A 24,240-nucleotide genomic window follows, 5' to 3' on the forward strand; every position below is an offset into this window, starting at 1 on the left:
TTACATTCCGAACCCGGAAGTTAAGCTTCTCTGCGCCGATGGTACTGCACTCGGGAGGGTGTGGGAGAGTAGGTCACCGCCGGACAATCTTTTGAAGGGGCTCGACGCTGAACGCGTCGGGCCCTTTCTGTTTTTCAGGAGCGAATCGGGCCTTTTCTGCTTACCGGGGCATGCTTGTCTTCCGGTGGCGACCCCCACGCGACGCCGTCACTCTTGGGAGTGTGACGGCACCCCCTTCGCCGGCGCGACGTAACCGACGGCGCCCGCGTTTCCTGACTGCTCTGGTCATGGCTTTGTCGATCGTCCTGTTGATGGCAGGACTTGTCGGGTTGTTCGCCGCGCCATTAGGTCTGTCCGGGCGGTTGCTGGAAGTGCTGGACGAGTGGGCCGGCAGGATCAGCATTCTCGTGGGGCTCGCGGGTCTGCTGTCGGCAGGCGCGGTGACGTGGGTTCGACGCCGTTCGCACACCAAGGCTCGGCCACCGGCTGGATCGTCCGGGCAACTGTCCAATCAGTCCTCCGAGCAACCGTCTGAACATCCCGCCGGCATTCCGTCGGAACGGTCCTCCGGGATTTCCTCTGGGCGTCCCGGCGGGAATTCGTCTGAGCATCCGGGTATGGACTCGGCCGACCTGGCCGGCGGCAACGCTGCCGAGTTGGTGGAGGGGGATTCTGGTGGGTTGCGACCGGGCCCCTCTGATGGACCGGGCGGAGACACGTCTGAGGGATCGGGCGGGAACGCGTCTGGATTGGGCGGGGACGCGCCTGAGGGATCGGGCGGGGACGCGCCTGAACGGTCGGGAGAGAGGTCCCCTGGAGGGCCAGGTGACGCGGCCGGAGAGGATGGTGAGACGGCCGAGGGGGGTGCGGAGGCGAGCGAGTCCCCTGCCGTGGGTGAGGTGGATGCGGGTGGGGAGCGGGCGATCGCGGTAGGCGGGGACAACACCGGGGTGGCGTTGACCGGCGACAGCGCGACCGCCATCACCGACGTGCACATCGACGTCGCCGGCGACGTACACCTGCCGTCCCGCCCCCAAGTCCCCACCCGCCCCATGCAGCTACCCCCCAGGCCACCCCAGCTGCTCGGCCGGGACGAGATGGTCGAAGGGCTGCGCGAGCGGCTGACCGGTGGCGGCGTCGAGCCGCGCGTGGTCGTGGTGCACGGCCTCGGTGGGGTCGGCAAGACGAGCCTGACGCTGGAGTACGCCTACCGCTACCAGCAGGGTTACCGCCTCGTCTGGCAGTTGCCGGCCGTGGAACCGGCCGTTCTGTCGGCTGCGTTCGCCCGCCTGGCGGCGCTGCTGGGCCTGCGGGAGACGGTCGACGCGGCCGACCCGGTCGACCAGGTGCACGCCGTGCTGGCCGCCAGCCCGGAGCCGTGGTTACTGATCTTCGACAACGCGCCGGAGGCTCACGTGCTGGGCCCTTTCCTGCCGCCGGCGGGGCCGGGGCATGTGCTGGTCACCAGCCGGTCCGGGAACTGGCCGCCGGCGCAGGGGCTGGAGCTGCCCGTGCTGGACCTGGAGCCGGCGACGGCCCTGGTGCTGGTGCGGTCCGGGCAGGACGACGACGCGGCGGCGGCCCAGGTGGCGGTCGAGCTCGGCGCGCTGCCCCTGGCGCTGGAGCAGGCCGGCGCGTTCATGGCGGACACGGGGCTGACCATCGCCGAATACCACGACCTGCTGCACCGCCAGCGCGCCGAGCTGCTCGCCCAGGGGCAGGCGTGGGGATACCGCGAGCGCGTCACGACCACGTGGCAGCTCGCCTTCGAACGCCTGGCCCGCACCAGTCCGGAGGCGATCGCGTTGCTGCGCGTGCTGGCCTGCTACGCCCACGAGGCCGTCCCGTACCACCTGCTGCTCTCCCCGCTCGAACGGCGTTCGCCGCGCGGGCTGTTCAGCGACGACATGAGGCGGCAGCGGGCGTACGGGAGGCTGCCGAGCTCGACGGTGCGCCGGCTGCGTGACTCCCGTCCCTGGCTGAGTGCGCTGGCGGTGATGCAGGAGCTGCCGAGAAACCCTGTCACGGTCAACGTCGCCGTGAGCGCGTTGCGCCGCCACAGTCTCATCGGCCAGCCGGTGGACGGCACGGTCTCGGTGCACCGCCTGGTCCAGGCCGTCACCCTCGACCAGCTCGCCCCCCGGGAGCGACGCCGCTGGAAGGACGCCGCCGCCGTGCTCCTGGAGACGGTGCTGCCCGACGACCCCGCGCCGGCGGCGAACTGGCCACGGTACGCGTACCTGCTGCCGCACATCCGTACGGTGCTCACCGCCGACTCGCCCGGCATGGACAAGACCGCACGGTACCTGGGCGCGAGCGGGGACTACCGGACGGCCAGATCCCTGTATCTGGAGATCTGCGAGGCGCTCACCGCGAAACTGGGCGCGGAGCACCCCTCCACGCTGACCGCCCGGCACGAGCTGGCGCGCTGGACAGGGGAGCTGGGGGACGCGGCGGCGGCCCGCGAGCAGTACGCGGCGCTGCTGCCCATCCGCGAACGCGTCCAGGGCCCGGAGCACCCCTCCACGCTGACCATCCGGCACGAATTGGCGCGGTGGACAGGGGAGCTGGGGGACGCGGCGGCGGCCCGCGAGCAGTACGCCGTCCTGCTGCCCATCCGCGAGCGCGTCCAGGGCGCTGAGCATCCCGACACCCTGACCATCCGGCACGAGCTGGCGCGGTGGACCGGTGAGCTGGGGGATGCGGCGGCGGCCAGGGACCTCTACGCGGAGCTGGTCCCCGTTCGCGAACGCGTGCAGGGGCCCGACCACCCCGACACCCTGACGGCCAGGGCGAACCTGGCGCAGTGGACCGGCGAGGCGGGCAACGCGGTCGCCGCCCGCGACCAGTATGCCGCGCTGCTGCCGACCAGGGAGCGCGTGCTCGGTCTGGAGCACCCCGTCACGCTCACCGTCCGGGCGAACCTCGCGCAGTGGACCGGCGAGGCCGGCGACTCGGCCGCGGCCCGCGACCAGTACGCCGCCCTGCTCCCCATCTACGAACGCGTGCTCGGCCCCCAGCACCCCGACACCCTGACCACCCGCCACAGCCTCGCGCAATGGACCGGCAAGGCGGGCGACCCGGTGGCGGCCCGCGACCAGTACGCCGCCCTGCTCCCCGTCCGCAGGCACGTCTCCGGCCCCGAGCACCCCGACACCCTCATCACCCAGGCCAACCTCGCCCAGTGGACCGGCCAGGCGGGGGATCCGGCGGCGGCCAGGGACCAGTACGCGGCGCTGCTGCCCATCCGCGAACGCGTCCAGGGCCCGGAGCATCCCTCCACGCTGATCAACCGGCACGAGCTGGCCCGCTGGACGGGTGAGCTGGGGAAGGCGGTGGCGGCCCGGGACCAGTACGCGGCGCTGCTCGTCGTACGCGAGCGTGTCTCCGGCCCCGACCACCCCGACACGCTCACCATCCGGCACGAGCTGGCCCGCTGGACGGGCGAGCTGGGGGACGCGGCCGCGGCCAGGGACCTCTACGCGGAGCTGGTCCCCGTCCGCGAACGCGTGCAGGGCTCCGCCCATCCCGACACCCTCACCGCCCGCGCGAACCTCGCCCAGTGGACCGGCCAGGCGGGCGACCCGGCGGCGGCCCGCGACCACTGCGCCGCCCTGCTGCCCATCCGGGAGCGGGTCCTCGGCGCCGAGCACCCGTCCACGCTGATCACCCGTCATGAGCTGGCCCGCTGGACGGGCGAGCTGGGCGATGCCGCGTCGGCCCGGGACCAGTACGCGGACCTGCTCGTACGCCGTGAGCGCACCTCGGGCCCCGAGCATCCCGACACCCTGACCACGAGGCACAACCTGGCGTACTGGACCGGCCAGGCGGGTGACGCGGCGGCGGCGCGGGACCAGTGCTCGGCGCTCCTGCCGGTCAGGGAACGCGTGCTCGGCCCCGAATCCCCCGACACGCTCATCACCCGGCACAACCTGGCGTACTGGACGGGTCAGGCGGGTGACGCGGCGGCGGCGCGCGACCAGTACGCGGTCCTGCTGCCCATCAGGGAACGCGTGCTCGGCCCGCACCACCCCGACACGCTGACCATCCGGCACGAGCTGGCCCGCTGGACCGGCGAGCTGGGCGATCACGCGGCGGCCAGGGACCAGTACGCCTCCCTCCTGCCGGACCGGGAACGGGTCCAGGGCCGCGACCACCCCGACACCCTGACGGCCTGCGCGAACCTCGCCTACTGGACCGGCCGGTCGGGCGACCCGGCGGCGGCCCGCGATCTGTGCGCCGCGCTGCTGCCCGTCAGGGAGCGGGTGCTCGGCCCGGACCATCCCGCGACCGTCACCACCGGCGAGCAGCTCATCTACTGGACAGAGCAGGCCCGATGAGGGCGGTGCTAGTGAGCGCCGAGCGTGGCCGCCGCGACCACGAGGAGCAGGGTGCCCGAGACGGCCGAGATCCGGCGCGCCGCTCTCGGGGTCCCCGCCAGGGCCCGGCCGGCGCGCGCCGTCGCGACGGCGACCAGGCCGTACAGGATGGCGCAGTTCACGACGTGGAGCAGGCCGAGCGCGGTGAGCTGGAAGCCGAGCGGGACGCCCGTGCCCGGTGCGATGAACTGCGGCATCAGTGACAGGTAGAGCAGCAGGCCCTTCGGGTTGAGCAGGGCCGTGAGCATGCTCTGCCGCAGCACCGTGCCCGTCGGCTGCGCGCTCATCCCGGCCGCGAGCGCGGCGGGCCGCCGCAGCGCCGCCAGGGTCCTGATCGCGAGGAACACCAGGTACGCGGCTCCGGCGTAGCGCATCGCGGGCAAAGCCGCGGGTACGGCCTGAAGCGCGGCGGCGAGCCCGGCGGCGGCCAGGACGGTGTGCACGGCGTAGCCCGAGCAGATGCCCGCCACCGCGGTCAGGCCCGTCCTGCGGCCCTGGCCGAGCGAGCGGGCCAGCACGTAGAGCATGTCGGGACCCGGGGTGCAGATCAGCAGCAGATCCATGCCGAGGAACAGCAAAATCAGCCGGGTGTCCACGAGATCCTCCTTCGTCCACGTCCGACGGTAGTTCAGGAGGCGTGGCAGGCGATGGTGGATTCGTGCCGAGCGCGGGAGGATCGTGGCAGGATATTGCGTCGTGGACAGCATCGACCGCAGGATCCTCCAAGAGCTCCAACGGGACGGGCGGCTCAGCAACACCGAGCTGGCCGACCGGGTGGGGCTCACGCCGTCGCCGTGCCTGCGCCGGGTCCGGCAGCTGGAGGAGTCAGGGGTCATCCGCGGCTATCGGGCGCTGCTCGACGGCGCGGCGGTGGGGCGCGGGTTCCAGGCGTTCGTCACGGTGGTGATGAGGTACGAGGATCACGACACGGTGGCGGAGTTCGAGCGCCAGGTGGCGGGGATGGCGGAGGTGGTGGAGGCGCACCGGATGTTCGGCGATCCGGACTTCCTGCTGCGGGTGGCCGTCGCGGATCTGGCGGCCTACGAGCGTTTCTACAGCGAAAGGCTGTCCGGGCTGCCGGGGGTGGCGCAGCTGACCTCGCATCTGGCGATGAAGGCGGTTAAGGCGGACACAGGGCTGCCGGTGACCTGACCGTACGAAAAAAGGGGCCCACAGCGTGTGGACCCCTTTTCCGTGCGGAGGTGTCAGCTGGGCAGGACGAGCAGCGCGTCGCCCACGCCGCGCTCGGCCCCGTCAGAAGGCCGGTTGACCAGCTTGTTGCCGACGATCATCGCCGTCGAGCCGCCCCCGTCCAGGTTGATGGCCTGGGTCGCGCCCAGCCAGCGCATGAACTGGGCCGCCTCGACGAAGTTCGCCCCGACCGTCACCCCGGGCTGGCGGCCGTCGATGGTGGCCAGGATCAGGCTGCCGTTCCTGGTCGTGCCGAGGAGGGTCCGCGGGTGGCGGCGCAGGATCATGTTCATGGAGTCGTGGCCGTCGCGCTTGGCGGTGATCTTCACCTTGCCGTTGCGCACGAGACCGACGCCGCCCGCGATGACGTTCAGGTCGGGGGTCAGCTTGAGCGCCTTCTTGGTGCGCAGGTCCACGACCTTGGTCTCGACCTGCACGGTCCAGTCCTGGAAGGCGTGCTCGTTGAGCCAGTCGGAGGCCACGCCGTTGCCGTGCAGCACGCGCATCCCGGCGGCCACCGCGCCGCCCGAGGCGCGCAGGCCGGTGACCTTGCCGTTGGCGTCGATGACGGCGTCGGTCCCACCGGTGGGCGTCTTGGCTCCGTACTCCTCCGTGTACAGCACCAGCTCGTCCGTGACGGTGGCCCGGTTGATGCCGTTGACCTCGACCTTCTCGCCGTCCTGGGAGATCGCGGTCACGGTCGTCTTGAGCTCCGTGATCTTGGCGCTCCGGCCTCTGAGCACCACCGCGGAGCGGCCGGGGACGGCCTCGCTCAGCAGCTTGCCGCCCACGACGGACGCGCCGACGGGCTCGCCGCGCAGCGCCTTGGCGGTGTGGATGTTGAAGAAGCCGCCGTTGAGGCCGACCACCGCGTTGCGGGCCTTGGCCATCGACGAGACCGTCTCCCGCTTGGCCACGCTGGTGCCGAGCGAGGCGGCGTACGAGCCGCGGAACGCCCCGGCGTCGATCAGGACGACCTTGGCGTCCCAGGGGCCGGTGGTCTTGAGCCCGTCGTCGCCCAGGTAGTCGACCTTGACCTTCAGGCCGGCTTCCTTGAGCTTCTTGGCCGTGTCGTCGGCCTTCTTCTTGTCGTCGAAGGACCAGAGGCCGACCCGCACCATGTAGACGGTCTGTGAGGGGGCGTCGGCGACGCTGGGCCTGATCACCTTCTGCAGGCTGGCGCTCTCCCCGGTGGCCTCCACCTCGGCGACCCGGGCCTCGGCGGTCGGCAGCGTTCCGTAGTCGCGGCCGCTGGGCATCAGGATGGTCACCGTGTAGCCGTCGGTGGACGAGCCCGCCTTCACGTCGTACAGGTCGATGCCCTGCGTGACGGCCGTCATCGTCTTGGTCGGCACCGGCCGGGTGCCCAGCGGGAACTTGGCCGACGGGAACTTCACCGACAGCTGCGCCGCGGCCGCGGGCAGCGTGGTGAGAGTGAGTGCCGCGGCTATGGCCAGGCCGCCGGCGAGGGTACGTCGAGACATGAATTCTCCAGAGGGCGGTAAAGGGACCGCACCATCCTGGCGAGATCAAGGTGTCCAGGGCAGCAGAACACGCGAAACGGTTAAAGCAGTTACGAGATTGACACCCCGGGCGGATACGATTGGTGTATGTCACGCATCAGCATGTGGTGGCGGCCGACCGACGGCCGCTGATTTCCCATGCGCGGGCCGTCTCCGAGACGGCCACCGATGCGCTGCGGGCTCTCTCCGGGACGGCATGACCTCTAGGAGAGAGTGCGATGAACGATCTCGTTCTGACGGGCGACCGCCCGACCGGCCCGCTGCATCTGGGCCACTACTTCGGCTCGCTGGCCAACCGGGTGAGGCTGCAGGACGAATACCCGATGTACGTGCTGATCGCCGACTATCAGGTGATCACCGACCGTGACCTGCCCGGTGAGATCCAGCGGAACATCACCGGCCTGCTCCTCGACTACCTGGCGATCGGGCTCGACCCGGCCAAGGTCACGATCTTCCAGCACAGCGCCATCCCCGAGCTGAACCAGCTCCTGCTGCCGTTCCTGAGCCTGATCTCGGTGGCCGAGCTGCGGCGCAACCCCACGGTGAAGGACGAGATCGCGCACAGCTTGCAGCAGGCGGTCAGCGGCCTGATGTTCACCTATCCGGTGCATCAGGCGGCCGACATCCTGTTCTGCAAGGGCACGCTGGTGCCGGTCGGCAAGGACCAGCTCCCGCACGTCGAGGTGACGCGGCTCGTGGCGCGCCGCTTCAACGAGCGCTACGGCGAGGTGTTCCCGCTGCCCGAGGCCATGATGGGGGTGCACCCGCTGCTCAAGGGCCTGGACGGCGGCAAGATGAGCAAGAGCCGCGGCAACGCGATCGCCCTGTCGGCCACCGAGGACGAGACGGCCGCCCTCATCCGCAAGGCCCGTACGGACTCCGAGCGGCTGATCACGTTCGACGAGGAGGGCAGGCCCGGGGTGGCGACCCTGCTCACGCTGGCCGGCCTCTGCCTGGGCCGCCCGCCGCAGGAGCTCGCCGACGAGATCGGGGACGGGGGCGCCGCCGCGCTCAAGAAGCTGGTCACCGAGGCGGTCAACGAGTTCCTGCGGCCGATCAGGAAACGGCGGGCCGAGCACACGGAGGCGGACGTCCGTGAGCTCCTCGCCGCGGGCAACCGGCGGGCCAGGGAGCGGGCGATCACCACCCTCGACGAGGTACGCGCGGCGATGGGCTTCTGAGCGCCGACGCTCTCCCGCGCCGGCGGCGTTTCCGCGATGCGCCGACGCGTCCCCGCGACGTGTTCTAGCGGCGGCGCGTCTGCGCGATGGCCAGCTCGGTGACCACCGATCGCAGCGGGCGGCGGTGCCGTGGCCGGTGGAAGCCCGCCTCCCGCAGCAGTCGCGCCACCTCCACGAACCTCCGCACCCGCCCGCCCGCCGCGACCCGGTAGTTCAGGTCCAGCAGGCCGAGCAGGGTGCGGCTGGCCCGCCCCGGCATGGCGCTGTCGCCGAACTGGTCGCCGACCACGATCGTGCCGCCCGGGTTGAGCGCCGCCGCCAGCCGCGGGAAGAGCGCGGCCACGGCCTCGTCGTCCAGCCCGTGCACGATGTTGAACAGCAGCACGACGTCGTACCCGCCGCCCAGGTCGTCCTCCAGGAAGGACCCGGCCCGCAGGGTCAGCCGGGGGTGCTCGGCCGCCGCTTCGAGCGCCCGCGGCAGGTCGAGCACGGTGGCGCGCAGCTCGGGATGGCGTCCGAGCAGCGCCAGGCTGAACACGCCGTGGCCGCCGCCCACGTCCAGCACCCGCCTGGCGCCGCGCGGCACCGGGATGGCCCGGGCGGTGGCCGGGGCCTGCCGCCTGGCCACCGCCGCCGTCCACGCCTGGAACGAGCGCGACAGCCCGGGGTCGCTTTCGAGCAGCTCGTAGAAGGGCGTGGCGGGCGAGCCGTCGCGTACGGTCTTCTCCAGCCGCGGCCAGACCACGCACGCGGTACGCTCCCAGAACTCCAGCCCCGCCACCAGCGACGTCGGCGACCCGGTGGTGAACCACAGCCGCGACACACGGGTCAGCCGGTAGCGCCCGCGCCTGTCCCGCAGGTAGCCGAGCCCGGCCAGGGCGCGTAACAGCATGGTCGTGGTACGGGCGTCGAGGTTCAGCCTGGCGGCCAGCTCGTCGCCGCTGGACGGGCGTTCGTCCAGGGCGTCGAAGACTCCTATCCGAGCCGCCGCGATGAGGGCGTGCAGGCCGAGCGCGTTGAAGTAGTCGAACATGGGCGGCACGACCGACAGCCGGTGGGCCGCCGCCTCCAGGGCGTTGATGAAGAGGGGCACACTTGCGACGGTAAGCGCAGGATCAGGCGGATCGGCGGGTCTGGTACACCTTGCGGACCGTCTCGTGCACGATCCACGTCGTCCTGGCGCCCGCGGCCAGCAGGCACACGTCTCCGGGCGTGATCTCGATCGTGGTGCCGCCCTCCACGGCGATCGTGGCCCGGCCGGACAGCACGACGAAGATCTCGTCGGACTCCACGTCCGTCACCACGCCGGGAGTGATCTCCCAGATGCCCCGGCCGTCGCCCAGCTCCAGCGAGGACGTGACGGGGTCGCCCGCGACGATCTGGTCGGGGTCGAGCGTCTCGGGGGTCAGCCGCACGTCGTGGACGGGAACGGAGAAGGCGCCCGCGGTGGCGAGCATGCGGCCGAGGTCGGCCACGTCAGGCATCAGGACATCAGACATATCGCCCATTTCAGCACATCAGCGCGCTCAACGTGACTCCCGGCGGAACGACTCCAGCGCCAGCAGTGCCACATGGAGCGAGAGACACGACTCCACGTCGTCGAGGTCGGTCTCAAGGATGCGTTCGAGGCGGCGCAGGCGGTCGTAGAAGGCCGGCCTGGACAGATGGGCCTTCTGCGCGGCGACCGCTTTGTTCCGGCCCGCGTCGAGATAGATGCGCAGGATCCTGGTCAGGTCGCCGCCCCGCTGCGCGTCGTGGGCCAGCAGCGGGCTGAGCTCGCGCTCCGCGAACGTCTGCAGCCTCGCGTCGTCGCGCAGCAGGTGGAGCAGGCCGCGCAGGCGCAGGTCGGGCAGCCGGTAGAAGGCCCGGCCGTCCGGCTGGCGCACCGCCACGTCGGCCACCTGCTCGGCTTCGAGGAAGCTGCGGCGTACGTCCTTGATGGACTCCACCACCGAGCCCGCCGCCAGCACGAACGCCGAGCCGGGCCGCCACAGCACGCGCAGCCGGTCGGCGAGCGCGGTCAGCGCGGGCTCGGCCTGGGTGCGCGGCGGGAGCGGCAGCAGGACCCCGACCCGTTCCTGGTCGAGCGCGCCGACGAGGGCCGGCAGGCGGGCGTCGCGGCAGGCGGCGGCGGTGGCCTCGGCCAGCTCGCCGAGCTGCGCCTGCCCGTCGAGCGCCTGGTCCACGGGGTCGGTGGGGCGGATCACCACGCTGATCAGCTTGCGCCCGGTGAGCGGCACGCCGACGGCGCGGGCGCGGGCGGCGGCCTCGTCGGGGTCGGCGTAGGCGTGGGTCAGGATGCCGGTGATGATCGTGCCGTGCGCCTGCCGTTCGAGCGACTCCTGGTGGCGCTCCAGCAGGCGGCCCAGCGCGAGCGTGGTGGCGGCGCGCTCGGCCAGCACCATGTCGCGCGGCGACGGCGTCGCGTCGCAGAGCAGGATCAGCCGCCCCCAGTCCTGCCCGCGCGCCCCGACCGTGGTGCACAGCCACCCGGAGGCCGGGTCGTACGCGGTGCGCTCGGCCGGAGCCACCGCCCTCGACCTGGTCTCCCACCCCGCCAGCAGGGTCCCCGCGTCGCGCCCGGCGGACTCGCAGGCCAGCACCTGGTGCGCGAGGTTCTCCAGCAGCACGGGCTTGCCGGACAGCCTGGCCACCTGGGCCAGCACCTCGGCGGGCGAGGCGCCCTCGACCGACAGCTCGGTGAACACCTCGTGCAGCTGCTCGGAGGCGCGCAGCTCCTCCAGCTGGATGTCGATGATGCGGGCGTGCACGGACTCGGTGATCTGCACGAACGGCGTCTCGCGGGTCAGCACGATGACCGGCAGCCCGTGCTCCTCGGCCGTCTTGACCACCACGCGCGGCAGCTCGCCGACGAACCTGCGGCCCAGCTCGACGATCAGGCCGGAGGCGCCGACGGAGGACAGCTCGCCGATGTAGTCGGCGAGCTTCTCCGGGTCCTCGGGCAGCGCGACGCCCGTGGTGAGCACCAGCTCCCCGCCGCGCAGCAGCTGGGCGATGTCGGCGATCTCGCCGACGTGCACCCACCGCACCCTGGTGTCGAGCCGGTCGGCGCCCGCGACCACGCGCGGGCTGCCCCGGCGCACGGTCTCCAGGGCGAGGACGTCGGCGATGGTGGGCAACACGGGGCAGAGCCTAGCCGATCAGCCTGTAAGAACGGCCAGAGGTCAATTTACAGAATGTACCCGTTGTCATGGATGGAGATCCTCTTCGCGGTATTCCTGCCTCGGTTCGCGTACGCGCAGCTCAACCCGGCGGATCTTGCCGGAGATCGTCTTCGGCAGCTCGCTGAATTCCAGCCGCCGCACCCGCTTGTACGGGGCCAGCTCCCGCCGGCAGTGCTCGAAGATCGACCGCGCGGTGCCCTCGTCCGGCTCGAACCCCGGGACGAGCGTCACGTACGCCTTCGGCACGGCCAGGCGTACCGGGTCCGGCGCGGGGACCACGGCCGCCTCGGCCACGGCCGCGTGCTCCAGCAGCACGCTCTCCAGCTCGAACGGCGAGATGCGGTAGTCGGAGGCCTTGAAGACGTCGTCGGTCCTGCCGACGTAGGTGATGTAGCCGTCCTGGTCGCGGGTGGCGACGTCGCCGGTGTGGTAGAAACCGCCGCGCATAGCTTCACTAGATCCACCGACATATCCGGACATGAGGCCGAGGGGGCGGCGGTCGTCCAGCGGCAGGCAGATCTCGCCGTCGTCCCCCTGCTCCCCGGTGACCGGGTCGACGAGCGCGACCTCGTAGCCGGGCAGCGGCCGGCCCATCGAGCCCGGCCTGACCGGCTCGTCAGGCGGGTTGCCGATCTGCGCGGTCGTCTCGGTCTGCCCGTAGCCGTCCCTGATCGTGATGCCCCACGCCTTGGCCACCTGGTCGATGATCTCGGGGTTGAGCGGCTCGCCGGCGGCCACGGCCGTACGCAGGGGGAGCTGCCACGCCGACAGGTCCTCCTGGATGAGCATCCGCCACACGGTCGGCGGCGCGCAGAACGTGGTGACCCGCTCGTCCCGCAGCACCTCCAGCAGCGCGGGCGCGGAGAAGCGCTGGTAGTCGTGGATCAGCACGGTGGCCCCGGCGTTCCACGGCGCGAACACGTTGCTCCAGGCGTGCTTGGCCCACCCCGGTGAGGACACGTTGAGGTGCACGTCGCCCGGCCGGAGCCCGATCCAGAACATGGTCGACAGGTGCCCGGCCGGATAGGACGCGTGCGTGTGCTCGACCAGCTTCGGCTGCGAGGTGGTGCCCGAGGTGAAGTAGAGCAGCAGCGTGTCGCCGGCCGGCGTCGGCGCGCCGGGGGTGAAGCGCTCACTCGCCTCGTAGGCCTCGTGGTACGGCAGCCAGTTGTAGGCGTCGCCGACCGCGATCCTCGTGTACGCGCCGCTCCCGAACTTGCCCGCGTCGGCCGCGTTGGCGATCACGTGGGAGACGCCGCCCCGCTCGACGCGTTCTGCGATGTCCTTGGCGGTCAGCAGCGTCGTCGCCGGGATGATGACCGCGCCCAGCTTCATCGCGGCCAGCAGCGACTCCCACAGCTCGGCCTGGTTGCCGAGCATGAGCAGGATCCGGTCGCCCCGGCGCACCCCCTGCTCGTGCAGCCAGTTGGCGACCTGGTTGGAGCGGGCCGACAGCTCGGCGAAGGTGTAGGAGGCGCTGCTCGCGCCCACGATCTTGAGAGCGACGGCGCCGGGCGTCTCGGCGGCCAGCACCCCGTCGAACCAGTCGAGCGCCCAGTTGAACTCGGTGAGCTGCGGCCAGCGGAACTCGCGGCGGGCGGCGGCGGGCTCGGCGCCGAGGAGGAAGTCACGGGCAGCACGAAAATCGCTCATGCCCGGATCCTGCTACGTCACCAGCCGCCGCTCAAGGCCGTCGAGCACGGACGCCAGACCGAACTCGAAACACATCTCGCGCATTGCCCGGGGATCGTCGTATGCGTCCTGGTGGACGCCCTCCAGGAGATCGGGGTACTCGGCCACCGCCCTGACGACGGACGCGTGCATCTCCTCGGCGTCGTAGTCGGGGCCGTTCGTCGCGGCGTCCCAGGCGATCTCCGGGATCGTCATGCCGAACACGAAGGCGGTCAGCGTGGAGTTGGCGTAGTCGACCTCCAGCCCGGCGAACCCGGCCGCCTTGAACGTCTTGCGCATCAGGTCGGTGACGCGCAGCGCCTGCGGGCCGAGCGCGGGCACCCGGCCGATCAGGTCGGCCGACCACGGGTGGCGCAGGATGACCTGGCGCATGCCGCGGGCCATGGCGGAGGCGGAGCCGCGCCAGCCGACCTCGCCGGGATCGGGGACGGGCATCTCGCCCCAGACCTCGTCGTAGGCCAGCTCCAGCAGCTCGTCCTTGTTGGCGACGTACCAGTAGAGGCTGGTGGCACCCGCGCTCAGCTTCGCGCCGAGCTTGCGCATGCTCAGCCCGGCATGCCCCTCCTCGTCGAGCAGCTGGATCGCGGCGCGGACGATCTCCTCGCGACTGCGCCCTGGGCTCGTGGCCTTGCGTGGCTCGCGGAGCCAGACGGAGGTGAGCGGCTTGCCGGTCATCCTCCCAGGATAAATCCACTCGCACAGTGTGCGAGTTTGTCGTACGGTGTGCGAGTGAACTCGAACACCGTACGAGACCCACGCCGATGGTGGATTCTCGTCGTCCTCTGCCTCTCGCTGCTGGTGCTGACCGTGGACGGCACCGTGCTCAACCTGGCGATCCCCTCCCTGATCACGGAGCTGGACGCCACGCCCTCCGACATCCAGTGGATCCTGGACGCCTACGTCCTGGTCTTCGCCGGTCTCCTGCTGACCGCCGGCAGCCTGTCCGACCGGTACGGCCGCAGGAAGTTCCTCGTCATCGGCCTGGCCTTCTTCGGCGGCGCGTCGTTGCTCGCCGTGCTGGCCTCCGAGCCCTGGCAGGTCATCGGCGCCCGCGCCCTGATGGGCGTCGGCGGCTCGATCCTGATGCCCTCGACCCTGTCGATCCTGATGACCGTCTTCGACGAGGACGAGCGGCGCAAGGCCATGGCCATCTGGGGCAGCGTCGCCATGCTCGGCGTGATCGCGGGGCCGACGCTGGGCGGCTTCATGCTGGAGCACTACTGGTGGGGCTCGGTCTTCCTGCTGAACATCCCGATCGCGGTGCTGGCGATCATCGCGGCGTTCGCGCTGATGCCGGAGACGCGCAGCGGCGGGCGCCGCGTCGACCCCGTCGGCGTGGTGCTGTCGATCGTCGGTCTGACCTCGGCCGTCTACGTCATCATCGAGCGGGAGTGGAACCCGCTGGTCATCGGGCTGGCCGTGGTCGCGCTGGCGGCCTTCGTGATCTGGGAGCGGCGGCAGGAGCACCCGATGCTGCCGCTTGAGCTGTTCAGGAACCGCAACTTCAGCGGCGCGTCGTTCTCGATCCTGCTGATGTCGTTCGGGGCCGGGGCCGTCATGCTGATGCTCACCCAGTACCTGCAGTTCGTGCTGGGCTACGGCGAGCTGCAGGCGGGGCTGGCCATGCTGCCGCAGGCGGCGGCCGCGGTGCTCTTCAACGGGATCGGCGCGACGCTCGGCAAGCAGCTCAGCAACCGGGTGCTGATCTCGGCCGGGCTGCTCGTGATGGGCGGCGGGTTCGTGCTGATGGCGACCACCACCGGCTACCTGCCGCTGATGACCGGGCTGGTGCTCATGGGCGCGGGCGGCGGCCTGGCGGGGCCCTCCGCCTACGCCTCGCTGATGGGGGCGATCCCGCTGGAGCACGCGGGCGTCGGCTCCGCGCTGAATGACACCGTGCAGCAGGTCGGCCTGGCCATGAGCATCGCCGTCCTGGGCAGCGTGCTGGCCGGGGTGTTCACCTCGTCCATGCCGGACGGCGTGCCCCCGGCGGCGCAGGAGTCGATCGGGGAGGCGTTCAAGCTCGGCATCGTGGGGCCAGCCAAGGCGGCGTTCACCGATGCGATGCACGTCGGGTCGTGGGTCGGCGCCGGATTCAGCGTGGCCGCCGCGCTGCTCGCGGTCATCGTGCTGCGCCCGGCGGCTCCTGCCGCCGCTCCGGAGCCCGCCGCCGCGGAGGTCTAGCGGACACGGGGCTCCCTCATGCTCTCCAGGCTGTCGAGCTTGTGGGTGCGCTCGTCGTGGCCGATCTGCCGCAGCAGGTCGGCCACCGAGCGGTAGCGGCCGTACTCGGCGGCGTAGGTGCCGGGGTCGGGGACGAAGTCCAGGTCGGGGTTCTCGGCCACGAACGTCATGTACTCGTGCTCGGCGTGGTCCTCGAACTCGGCGTTCAGCCGGTAGCTCCAGTCCGGCCTGAGCAGGAACAGCATCCACGACACGTGGTAGTAGAAGAACGCGATCGCCCACGGCGCGGCCTTGTGCAGCAGCCACGTCTGCCGCTGCCCGGTGCGCTGCACGAGGTCCTGCACGATCAGCAGATGCCACTGCTCGTTGTCCTGGTCGGCGCGGGCCTCCACGATGCGCTCGAAGACCCTCCTGGCCAGCGCCGAGCGGCCCGCGTGCCGGTGCACCGCCCAGTAGCCCATGCGCTCCCACGCCTGGTACGGCACCCGGGCGATGATCTCCAGCATGGCGAACTTCGTGTACGAGCCCTTCTTGCCGTACATCAGGTCCACCGGCTTGAACATCATCTTCGCCAGCAGGCTGTAGGCCATCCGAGGGCTGTCCATCGTGTCCTGCTGGGCGCGGCGGAGCCGGTCGCGGTCGAGCTTGGGCGGGCCGGAGGGCGCTTCGGGGCGGTGGTCGACGGTGACGGTCATCTCGATCTCCTTGTTCGTGATGATCCGATGGTCGCGGACGGGAGTGCGCCGCGTCGTCGCCCGCCAGTCGCGATCGCAGGTGCCTCCGGGGGTGTATCGGGCCGGTGTTCCGTACATCGCCAGGCGCACGGGGGATCCCCTAAGGGGCGGACTTACATCTTGTAAGGTGATTTGACCGCGTGCCGACAGGTTGCGGTTAGGAGCACGCGGGCCGGACCGGGATACTCGATACCATGTCGGAGCTTCTCGCGCGCCACCGGGCAGTCATGCCCAACTGGCTGGCACTCAACTACCACGACCCCATCGAGATCGTCGGCGGCAAGGGCAATCGCGTCCTCGACGCCGACGGCAAGAGCTACCTCGACTTCTTCGCCGGCATCCTGACCAACATGATCGGCTACGACGTGCCCGAGGTGCGCGAGGCCGTGGAGCGCCAGCTCGCCACCGGAGTGGTCCACACCAGCACCGTCTATCTGCTGCGCGGCCAGATCGAGCTGGCCGAGAAGATCGCGCGGCTCTCCGGCATCCCCGACGCCAAGGTCTTCTTCACCAACTCCGGCACCGAGGCCAACGAGACGGCGCTGCTGCTGTCCACGTACGCGCGCAAGAGCGACCAGGTCCTCGCCATGCGGCAGAGCTACCACGGGCGCAGCTTCGGCGCGATCAGCGTCACCTCCAACCGCGCGTGGAAGAACAACTCGCTCTCCCCGCTCAACGTGCACTTCCTGCACGGCGCCGACCGGCACCTCACCCAGTTCAAGGGCCTGTCCGACGCCGACTACATCAAGGCGTGCACGGACGACCTGCGCCACGTGCTGGCCACGTCGGTGTCCAACGACGTCGCCGCGCTGATCGCCGAGCCGATCCAGGGCGTGGGCGGGTTCACGATGGCGCCCGACGGGTTGTTCGCCGCGTACAAGGAGGTGCTCGACGAGCAGGGCATCCACTTCATCTCGGACGAGGTGCAGACCGGCTGGGGCCGTACGGGCAGCGCGTTCTTCGGCATCCAGAACCACGGCGTGACCCCCGACATGATCACGTTCGCCAAGGGGCTCGGCAACGGCTTCGCGGTCGGCGGCGTCGTGGCCCGCGGCGACCTGATGGACGCCCCGCACGCCGTCGGCCTGTCCACCTTCGGCGGCAACCCGATCTCCATGGCCGCCGCGAACGCCACCCTCGACTACGTCCTCGACCACGACCTGCAGGCCAACGCCGCGCGCACCGGCGCGATCATCATCGGCGGGCTCAAGGAGGCGGCCGGGCGGCTGCCGGTCATCAAGGACGTGCGCGGCAAGGGCCTGATGTTCGCGATCGAGCTGGAGAGCCCCGCCCAGGCCGCCCGCTTCATGGAGGAGACCAAGAAGGCCGGCCTCCTCGCGGGCAAGGGCGGCCTGTACGGCAACGCCATCAGGATGGCCCCGCCCCTCACCCTCACGGTGGACGAGGCGGCCGAGGGCCTGGCCATCATCGTGCACGCACTCGAAGTCATCGACGCGGAGGCAGCAGCTCAGTGAAGTCCGTCAGCCACTGGATCAACGGAGACCTCGCCGGGGGCGGCGACCGTACGTCGGAGCTCTTCGACCCGGCCACCGGAGAGGTCAGCGGGCACGTGACGCTGGCCTCGGCGGCCGACGTGGACGCCGCCGTGGCGGCGGCCGTCGCCGCCTTCCCCGCCTGGCGGGACGCGTCGCTGGTCAAGCGGTCGCAGGTGCTGTTCCGCTTCCGCGAGCTCATGTACGCCCACCGCGACGAGCTGGCCGCGCTGATCTCCGCCGAGCACGGCAAGGTCCACTCCGACGCGCTCGGCGAGGTGGCCAGGGGCCTGGAGGTCGTGGAGTTCGCCTGCGGGATCCCCCACCTGCTCAAGGGCGGCTACTCCGAAGGCGTCTCGACCAGGGTCGACTCCTACTCGATGCGCCAGCCGCTCGGCGTCGTGGCCGGGATCACGCCGTTCAACTTCCCGGCCATGGTGCCGATGTGGATGTACCCCGTCGCGATCGCGTGCGGGAACGCCTTCGTGCTCAAGCCCTCGGAGAAGGACCCGTCGGCGTCGCTGCTCATGGCGCGGCTCTGGCAGGAGGCCGGGCTGCCCGACGGCGTGTTCAACGTCGTGCAGGGCGACAAGGTCGCCGTGGACCGGCTGCTGGAGCACCCCGACGTGCGCGGCGTCTCGTTCGTCGGCTCCACCCCGATCGCCCGCTACGTCTACGAGACCGGCACCGCGCACGGCAAGCGGGTGCAGGCGCTCGGCGGCGCCAAGAACCACATGCTGGTGCTCCCCGACGCCGACCTCGACCTGGTGGCCGACTCGGCGGTGTCGGCCGGGTTCGGCTCGGCGGGCGAGCGCTGCATGGCGATCTCCGTCGTGCTGGCCGTGGACCCGATCGGCGACGAGCTCGTCCAGAAGATCGTCGAACGCGTCGACCAGCTCGTGATCGGCCCGGGCGACAACCCCGAGTCCCAGATGGGGCCGCTCGTCACCGAGGCCCACCGCGACAAGGTCGCCTCCTACCTCGACCTCGGCGTCGAGGAGGGGGCCAAGCTGGTCGTGGACGGCCGCGAGACGCCCGTGCTGGGCGGCGGCAAGGCGGCGGGCACGCCCGGCTTCTGGCTCGGCCCGACCGTGCTCGACCACGTCCCGGCCGGCTCCCGGACGCACGTCGACGAGATCTTCGGCCCGGTGCTGTCGGTCGTGCGCGTCGGCTCGTACGAGGAAGGGGTGGAGCTGATCAACGGCGGCCTGTACGGCAACGGCACCGCGATCTTCACCAACGACGGCGGCGCGGCCAGGCGCTTCCAGAACGAGGTGGAGGTCGGCATGATCGGCATCAACGTGCCGATCCCGGTGCCGATGGCCTTCTACAGCTTCGGCGGCTGGAAGTCCTCCCTGTTCGGCGACACGCACGTGCACGGCACCGAGGGCGTCCACTTCTACACCCGGGGCAAGGTCGTCACCTCGCGCTGGCTCGACCCCTCGCACGGCGGCGTGAACCTCGGCTTTCCCACGAACAAGTAGCGATTCCGGCCGGGACGGACAAGAGTCCGTCCCGGCCGCTTCCCCGGTAAGATCCAGCAGGACGGACTTGGGGGGACTTCGTGAATCGTCGCCGTGCATATGCCCTGGCGCTGGGCGCTGCCGCGCTGGCTGCCGGCATGGGCGCGGCGAACCCGACGCCGGACCCCGCGGTGAGCTCCAAGCCGAGACCCACGCTCTCGATCACCGTCCGGAAGAGCCCCACGCCCACGCCGACACCTACCCCCACGGCGACGCAGAGCGACGGCACGCTGCAGATCCTCACCTACCGCGGCTACGCCGAATACGGCGGCACCAGTCCCAAGGTCAACTGGGTGGGCTCGTTCGAGAAGGAGACCGGCTGCCGGATCGCCCGGCTCGACACCGTGCAGACCGCCGAGGAGATGGCCGCCAGGGTCGGCGAGCGCCCCTACGACCTGGTGTCCGCCGGGCCCGCGCTGGCCGCGAGCCTGATCCAGAACAAGCAGGTGCAGGCCATCGACCCGGCCAAGGTCACCGGCTACGAGGACACCGAGGAGCGCTTCCGCGACATGTCCACCGTGTCGGGCAAGGTGTACGGCGTGCCCTACCTGTGGGGATATCAGGAGTTCATCTACGACTCGGCCATGGTCAAGGGGGGCGACCTCAAGCAGGCGTTCGCCTCCGATCGCGTGGCGCTCAAGGACAGCCCGCTGAGCATCGCCGACGCCGCGCTGGCCGAGGGCTCGGCCGACAAGCCGTTCGAGCTCACCAAGGAGCAGCTCGACCGGACGATGGCGCTGCTGGAGTCGCACAAGGAGCGCACCTACTGGAAATACCCGATCGACCTGATCAAGGCGTTCGCCACCGGGTCGATCGACTACGCGCAGGCCACCCCGTACTATCGCCTGCTCCTGCAGAACGCGGGCAAGCAGATCAAGACCCTGGAGACGCGCAAGAACACGGGGTGGGTGGACTCCTGGATGCTCGGCGCGAACCTGCCCGACACCACCTGCGCCTACCGGTGGCTCAACTGGGTGACCGCGCCGGGCGCGCAGCGCGACGCCGCCGCCTGGGCCGGGCTGGCCCCCGCCAGCGACAAGGCGTGCAAGGGGCGGGCCAAGCCGATGTGCGAGGCGTACGGGATGAGCGGCGGAGGGAAGTCCAAGCGGCTCGACCGCGTCGTGTTCGCCGAGCGGCCGCCCGGCGGTTGCCGGGCCGAGGACGGGGAATGCACTGACTATGACACTTGGACGCGACGGTGGAGCGCACTCGTCGCCGAGTGAGTGGGGGCCGCCGATCCCCACCTGACCGTGCCGCGGGCGCGCCCTTCCCCCCGCTGGGTGCGACCTGCAGAGACGCCCCGGGCCTTCCCCCCGTCCCGGGGCGTTTCGCTGGCCTTTGCCGTCGTCTCCGTTTTCCAGCTTCAGCGGGACTTTCCAGCTTCAGCGGGACGGGAAGGCCACGACGGTGGCCATCGGGGCGGGCATGAGGGCCTCCGCGCAGTCGCCGCAGGCGTGCACCGAGGAGTCGTCGGGGAGCCGGCCCACGCGCACGCGTGGGCGTGGCCACCTCTTGTGGCAGACGACGCAGGCGTCGCCGTCGCGCTGGGCCCCGGTGAGGCCCTCAGGGTCGAACGTCAACATGTCCCGCGCCGTTCTGGTCGGACCCCAGTTCATCACGCTCCCAGCAGCCGTCGCCCATCCGTATATCGCAACCGTTATAACCCTGACCGAGGCCGTGAGCGTCTAGGTGCGCGTCAAGTCAGGGTGAATTCTCTACCCGAGTGACGGTAGTTACACCAACAAAATCGGGCATCCAGCCGCAAGCTGGATGCCCGATTCGAAGGGATTTCGGCTAAAGCTCGGCGATCGCCTTCTCCAGAATGCCGAGGCCCTCTTCGAGCAGGTGCTCGGGGATGACCAGGGGCGGCAGGAAGCGCAGCACGTTCCCGTACGTGCCCGCGGTCAGGACCAGCAGGCCCTCCGCGTGGCAGCGCTTGACGACGGCCTGCACGGCGGTCGGGTTCGGCTCCTTGGTGCCGGGCTCGACCAGCTCGATCGCGATCATCGCGCCCCGGCCACGCACGTCGCCGATCACGGCGAAGCGCTCCTGGAGCGCCCTGAGCCGGGGGAGCATGATGTCGCCGATGCGGCGGGCCTTGGCGACCAGGTCCTCCTCCTCGATGGTCTCCAGCACGCCGAGGGCGGCCTCGCAGGCGACGGGGTTGCCGCCGTACGTGCCGCCGAGGCCGCCGACGTGCACCTGGTCCATGATCTCCGCGCGGCCGGTGATGGCGGCCAGCGGCAGCCCGCCCGCGATGCCCTTGGCGGTGGTGATGATGTCGGGCACCACGCCCTCGTCCTCGCAGGCGAACAGGGTGCCCGTCCTGGCGAAGCCGGTCTGCACCTCGTCGGCCACGAACACGATGCCGTTGGCCTTGCAGAACTCCGCCATCCGCGGCAGAAAGCCCTTGGCCGGCTCGATGAAGCCGCCCTCGCCCGCGATCGGCTCGATCACGACGGCGGCCACGTTCTCGGCGCCGATCTGCTTGTTGATCATGTCGATGGCCTGCTCGGCGGCCTCTTCCGCGCAGTTCTCCGGGCCGCTCGGCCAGCGGAACGGGTAGGCCAGCGGCACCCGGTACACCTCGGGCGCGAACGGGCCGAACTTGTGCTTGTACGGCATGTTCTTGGCCGTCAGCGTCATCGTGAGCAGCGTGCGGCCGTGGTAGCCGTGGTCGAACACCACCACAGCCGGGCGGCCCGTGGCATGCCTGGCGATCTTGACCGCGTTCTCGACGGCCTCGGCGCCGGAGCTCACCAGGAACGTGCGCTTCTCGTGGTCGCCGGGGGTCAGCTCGTTGAGCTTCTCGCACACCTGCACATAGGACTCGTACGGGGTGACCATGAAACAGGTGTGGGTGAAGTCGGCGACCTGCTTCTGGACGCGTTCGACGACCTTGGGGGCGGCGTTGCCGACGTTCGTCACGGCGATGCCGGAGCCGAAGTCGATCAGCGAGTTCCCGTCGGCGTCCTGCACCACGCCGCCGCCCGCGCGGGTGACGAAGATCGGCAGGGTGGTGCCGATGCCGGGTGGGACGGCGGCCTGCTTGCGGGCCAGCAGCTCCTGCGACTTGGGGCCTGGGATCGCGGTCACGACGCGCCGCTCCTGGGGAATGCTCATGGTCCGACGGTACGGCGGGCTCCCACCTGCGCCGATAGGTCGATATGTCACACTAGGGGTGCTCGTCTTTGCCGGAATGGACAAACTCGCATGCCGCCTTCGCTGCAGACCGTGGTGCGCCGTATGGGGATGCGGCCGCTGGCCGGGACCTCCGGTCGCGGGAAGCTGGATGCCGTGGTGCGGTGGGTGGCGGTGAGCGAGCTCGCGGACCCTACACCGTACCTGGAGGGGGACGAGCTGCTCCTCACCACCGGCATGCGGATGGAAGGCGACTTGTCCAGCCACGTCTTGTCCAGCTACGTCGCCCGGCTGGTGGCGCGGGGCGTGGCCGGGCTCGGGTTCGGTGTCGGGGTCTCGCACGAGCACGTGCCCGAGGCGCTCATCGAGGCCGCTGAGGCGGCCGGTCTGCCGTTGCTGGAGGTGCCGCGGGAGACGCCGTTCATCGCGATCGGCAAGGCGGTGAGCGAGCTGCTGGCGGCCGAGCAGTACGAGGAGATCAGCCGCGCCTTCGCGGCGCAGGGGCGGCTGACGCGGGCGGCGCTGCGGCCCGAGGGGATGCACGCGGTGATCGACCGGCTGGCCAAGGAGGTCGGGGGCTGGGCGGCGCTGCTGGACGAGGCGGGGGAGGTGCGGCACGCGACGCGGGGGGCGAAGACGGAGGCGGTGGCGGCCGAACTCGCCCGCCTCCGCACCACCCGCCCTCCTGGTCCCGGCCCGTCCTCTGGTGGCGGCCGGTCCTCTGGGGCTGGCCGGTCGTCTGGTGGCGGCCGGTCCTCTGGGACAGGCACGTCTTCCGGGGTCGGACGGCCGGCTGGGGCCGGTCGCTTCGCCGATGCCGGCGGGGGCGGTCTGCCTGCGGGGGATCGGCCGCCGGCCAGCCTGGCGTTGTCGGGGCCTGACGAGCACATCGTGGTGCAGCCGCTGGGTGGCGGGGCACGTCCGCGCGGCTTCTTCGCCGTTGGGGCCGGGCGGCCCTTCACGCCGGTCGCACACACGGTGATCAACGCGGCGGGGTCGCTGCTCACGCTGGCCATGGAGCAGGGCCGAGCCCAGCTCGAGGCCGCGCGGCGGGTCCGGGGCGCCGTCCTGGAGCTGCTGCTGTCCGGGGCCGAGAACCAGGCGCGCGCGGTGCTGGAGCCGCTCGGCGGACGGCTGCCGCGGGAGCCGCTGGTGGTGCTCGCGGCAGGCGCGGAGGCGCTCGACGCACTGGAGGCCCACGCCTTCGCCGCCCTCCGCACCACCGACGAGACGGTGGCGGTCGCGCTGGTGCCCGCAGGCGAGCTGCCAGCCGAGCCGAGGGCCGAGCTGACGGCCGAGCCGACGGGACGCGCGGCCGGTCGGGTGACGGGACGCGCGGCCGATCAGCCGACCGATCAGCCGACCGAGCACGAGGGCGGTCAGCGGACCGGGGAGCCCGCTGGGCACGTGGCCGGCCAGACGGCGGACGAGTCGGCTGGGCAGATGGCCGGTCGGGCGATGGACGAGTCGGCGGTGCGGGTGGCGGGTGAGGTGGCGCGGGAGGCGGACGGGCCTGTCGGCGTCAGCCTGCCGTGCGGGTACGCGGCGGCGGCGCTGCACGGGGCGGTCGACCAGGCGAGGCGTGCGCTGGCGGCGGCCCGGGGCGGGCGTACGAACGGAGGGACGGGCCGCGACGCGGGCGGCTCCGGCGGGAAGGGCGGGGGAGCGGCGGATCTCGGGGGCCGGGTCGTGCGGTTCGGCGAGCTGGCCGGGCAGGGGCTCCTGGGGTTGCTCGACGCGGGCGCCGCCCAGGCGTTCTCCGCCGCGGCGCTGGCGCCCCTCACCCGGTACGGCTCCAGGGCCGACCTGGTCGAGTCGCTGCGGGCGTACCTGGAGAGCAACGGGCACTGGGACGCGGCGGCGCAGCGGCTCGGCGTGCACCGCCACACGCTGCGCTACCGCATGAGACGCGTCGCCGAGCTGCTCGGCCGCGACCTCGACGACCCCGGCGTACGGGCTGAGTTGTGGCTAGCCCTGGAAGCGGCCCGCCGCCACTGAACGGCCCGCAGAACGG

The 24,240-nt window shown here is 71.3% G+C and carries 18 protein-coding genes and 1 rRNA gene; 9 read left to right on the top strand and 10 right to left on the bottom strand.

Going from position 1 to position 24,240, the window contains the following annotated elements:
* A 5S ribosomal RNA gene (gene rrf / locus ABEA43_RS60580) occupies nucleotides 1-85 on the top strand; the annotation flags it as partial.
* 805 nt (nucleotides 86-890) lie between these two features.
* Nucleotides 891-4,340: a tetratricopeptide repeat protein gene (locus ABEA43_RS60585; protein ID WP_345577477.1), complete on the top strand. Its 3,450-nt coding sequence runs from the start codon at nucleotides 891-893 to the stop codon at nucleotides 4,338-4,340.
* Between the two features lie 8 nt (nucleotides 4,341-4,348).
* On the opposite strand, the gene ABEA43_RS60590 is transcribed toward ABEA43_RS60585, so the two are convergent.
* Complete coding sequence (locus ABEA43_RS60590; RefSeq protein ID WP_345577480.1) at nucleotides 4,349-4,975, bottom strand: LysE family translocator; 627 nt, start codon at nucleotides 4,973-4,975, stop codon at nucleotides 4,349-4,351.
* Between the two features lie 100 nt (nucleotides 4,976-5,075).
* Here ABEA43_RS60590 and ABEA43_RS60595 point away from each other — a divergent pair, with 100 nt between their 5' ends.
* Entirely contained in the window at nucleotides 5,076-5,531 is a 456-nt protein-coding gene (locus tag ABEA43_RS60595) for an Lrp/AsnC family transcriptional regulator (RefSeq protein WP_345577483.1), read from the top strand.
* Between the two features lie 53 nt (nucleotides 5,532-5,584).
* On the opposite strand, the gene ABEA43_RS60600 is transcribed toward ABEA43_RS60595, so the two are convergent.
* Nucleotides 5,585-7,054 (bottom strand): phosphodiester glycosidase family protein, encoded by a 1,470-nt coding sequence (locus tag ABEA43_RS60600; RefSeq protein ID WP_345577486.1) that lies wholly within the window; start codon nucleotides 7,052-7,054, stop codon nucleotides 5,585-5,587.
* A gap of 257 nt (nucleotides 7,055-7,311) precedes the next feature.
* On the opposite strand from ABEA43_RS60600, the gene trpS reads away from it, so the two are divergent.
* Complete coding sequence (gene trpS, locus ABEA43_RS60605; RefSeq protein WP_345577489.1) at nucleotides 7,312-8,274, top strand: tryptophan--tRNA ligase; 963 nt, start codon at nucleotides 7,312-7,314, stop codon at nucleotides 8,272-8,274.
* Between the two features lie 64 nt (nucleotides 8,275-8,338).
* On the opposite strand, the gene ABEA43_RS60610 is transcribed toward trpS, so the two are convergent.
* The 5 genes from ABEA43_RS60610 to ABEA43_RS60630 all read right to left on the bottom strand — a co-directional run bounded on the left by ABEA43_RS60610 (nucleotide 8,339) and on the right by ABEA43_RS60630 (nucleotide 13,826).
* On the bottom strand, nucleotides 8,339-9,367 hold the full coding sequence (locus ABEA43_RS60610; protein WP_345577492.1) for a methyltransferase: 1,029 nt from the start codon (nucleotides 9,365-9,367) through the stop codon (nucleotides 8,339-8,341).
* Between the two features lie 22 nt (nucleotides 9,368-9,389).
* Nucleotides 9,390-9,773, bottom strand: a complete 384-nt coding sequence (locus ABEA43_RS60615; RefSeq protein WP_345577495.1) for a cupin domain-containing protein — start codon at nucleotides 9,771-9,773, stop codon at nucleotides 9,390-9,392.
* Nucleotides 9,774-9,800: 27 nt separating this feature from the next.
* The gene (locus tag ABEA43_RS60620; protein ID WP_345577498.1) at nucleotides 9,801-11,417 is read right to left on the bottom strand and encodes a PucR family transcriptional regulator; all 1,617 of its coding nucleotides are present in this window, start codon (nucleotides 11,415-11,417) and stop codon (nucleotides 9,801-9,803) included.
* A gap of 66 nt (nucleotides 11,418-11,483) precedes the next feature.
* Nucleotides 11,484-13,112, bottom strand: coding sequence for an AMP-binding protein (locus ABEA43_RS60625; RefSeq protein ID WP_345577501.1), 1,629 nt, complete (start codon nucleotides 13,110-13,112; stop codon nucleotides 11,484-11,486).
* Nucleotides 13,113-13,124: 12 nt separating this feature from the next.
* Nucleotides 13,125-13,826 carry a TetR/AcrR family transcriptional regulator gene (locus ABEA43_RS60630; protein ID WP_345577504.1) on the bottom strand — a complete coding sequence of 234 codons (702 nt, stop codon included), beginning with the start codon at nucleotides 13,824-13,826 and terminating at the stop codon, nucleotides 13,125-13,127.
* A 54-nt stretch (nucleotides 13,827-13,880) separates the two neighbouring features.
* Here ABEA43_RS60630 and ABEA43_RS60635 point away from each other — a divergent pair, with 54 nt between their 5' ends.
* Nucleotides 13,881-15,335, top strand: a complete 1,455-nt coding sequence (locus ABEA43_RS60635) for an MFS transporter (protein ID WP_345577507.1) — start codon at nucleotides 13,881-13,883, stop codon at nucleotides 15,333-15,335.
* Here ABEA43_RS60635 and ABEA43_RS60640 read toward each other — a convergent pair.
* Complete coding sequence (locus tag ABEA43_RS60640) at nucleotides 15,332-16,159, bottom strand: alternative oxidase (RefSeq protein ID WP_345577511.1); 828 nt, start codon at nucleotides 16,157-16,159, stop codon at nucleotides 15,332-15,334. The two genes, ABEA43_RS60635 and ABEA43_RS60640, sit on opposite strands and share 4 nt — an antisense overlap.
* Before the next feature lie 104 nt (nucleotides 16,160-16,263).
* Here ABEA43_RS60640 and ABEA43_RS60645 point away from each other — a divergent pair, with 104 nt between their 5' ends.
* From ABEA43_RS60645 to ABEA43_RS60655, 3 genes are all read left to right on the top strand, one after another.
* The gene (locus ABEA43_RS60645) at nucleotides 16,264-17,544 is read left to right on the top strand and encodes an aspartate aminotransferase family protein (RefSeq protein ID WP_345577514.1); all 1,281 of its coding nucleotides are present in this window, start codon (nucleotides 16,264-16,266) and stop codon (nucleotides 17,542-17,544) included.
* Nucleotides 17,541-19,046, top strand: coding sequence for a CoA-acylating methylmalonate-semialdehyde dehydrogenase (locus tag ABEA43_RS60650; RefSeq protein WP_345577517.1), 1,506 nt, complete (start codon nucleotides 17,541-17,543; stop codon nucleotides 19,044-19,046). The genes ABEA43_RS60645 and ABEA43_RS60650 overlap by 4 nt, the downstream gene beginning before the upstream one ends.
* Before the next feature lie 80 nt (nucleotides 19,047-19,126).
* Entirely contained in the window at nucleotides 19,127-20,308 is a 1,182-nt protein-coding gene (locus tag ABEA43_RS60655; protein ID WP_345577520.1) for an extracellular solute-binding protein, read from the top strand.
* Between the two features lie 159 nt (nucleotides 20,309-20,467).
* On the opposite strand, the gene ABEA43_RS60660 is transcribed toward ABEA43_RS60655, so the two are convergent.
* On the bottom strand, nucleotides 20,468-20,668 hold the full coding sequence (locus ABEA43_RS60660) for a hypothetical protein (RefSeq protein ID WP_345577523.1): 201 nt from the start codon (nucleotides 20,666-20,668) through the stop codon (nucleotides 20,468-20,470).
* A gap of 211 nt (nucleotides 20,669-20,879) precedes the next feature.
* A complete protein-coding gene (gene gabT / locus ABEA43_RS60665) occupies nucleotides 20,880-22,208 on the bottom strand; it encodes a 4-aminobutyrate--2-oxoglutarate transaminase (RefSeq protein WP_345577526.1) in 1,329 nt (442 codons plus the stop codon).
* Nucleotides 22,209-22,298: 90 nt separating this feature from the next.
* Between gabT and ABEA43_RS60670 the strand changes: the two genes are divergently transcribed.
* Complete coding sequence (locus tag ABEA43_RS60670; protein ID WP_345577529.1) at nucleotides 22,299-24,224, top strand: PucR family transcriptional regulator ligand-binding domain-containing protein; 1,926 nt, start codon at nucleotides 22,299-22,301, stop codon at nucleotides 24,222-24,224.
* Nucleotides 24,225-24,240 lie beyond the last annotated feature (16 nt).

It is taken from the genome of Nonomuraea rosea (assembly GCF_039539705.1).
Taxonomy (GTDB): domain Bacteria; phylum Actinomycetota; class Actinomycetes; order Streptosporangiales; family Streptosporangiaceae; genus Nonomuraea; species Nonomuraea rosea.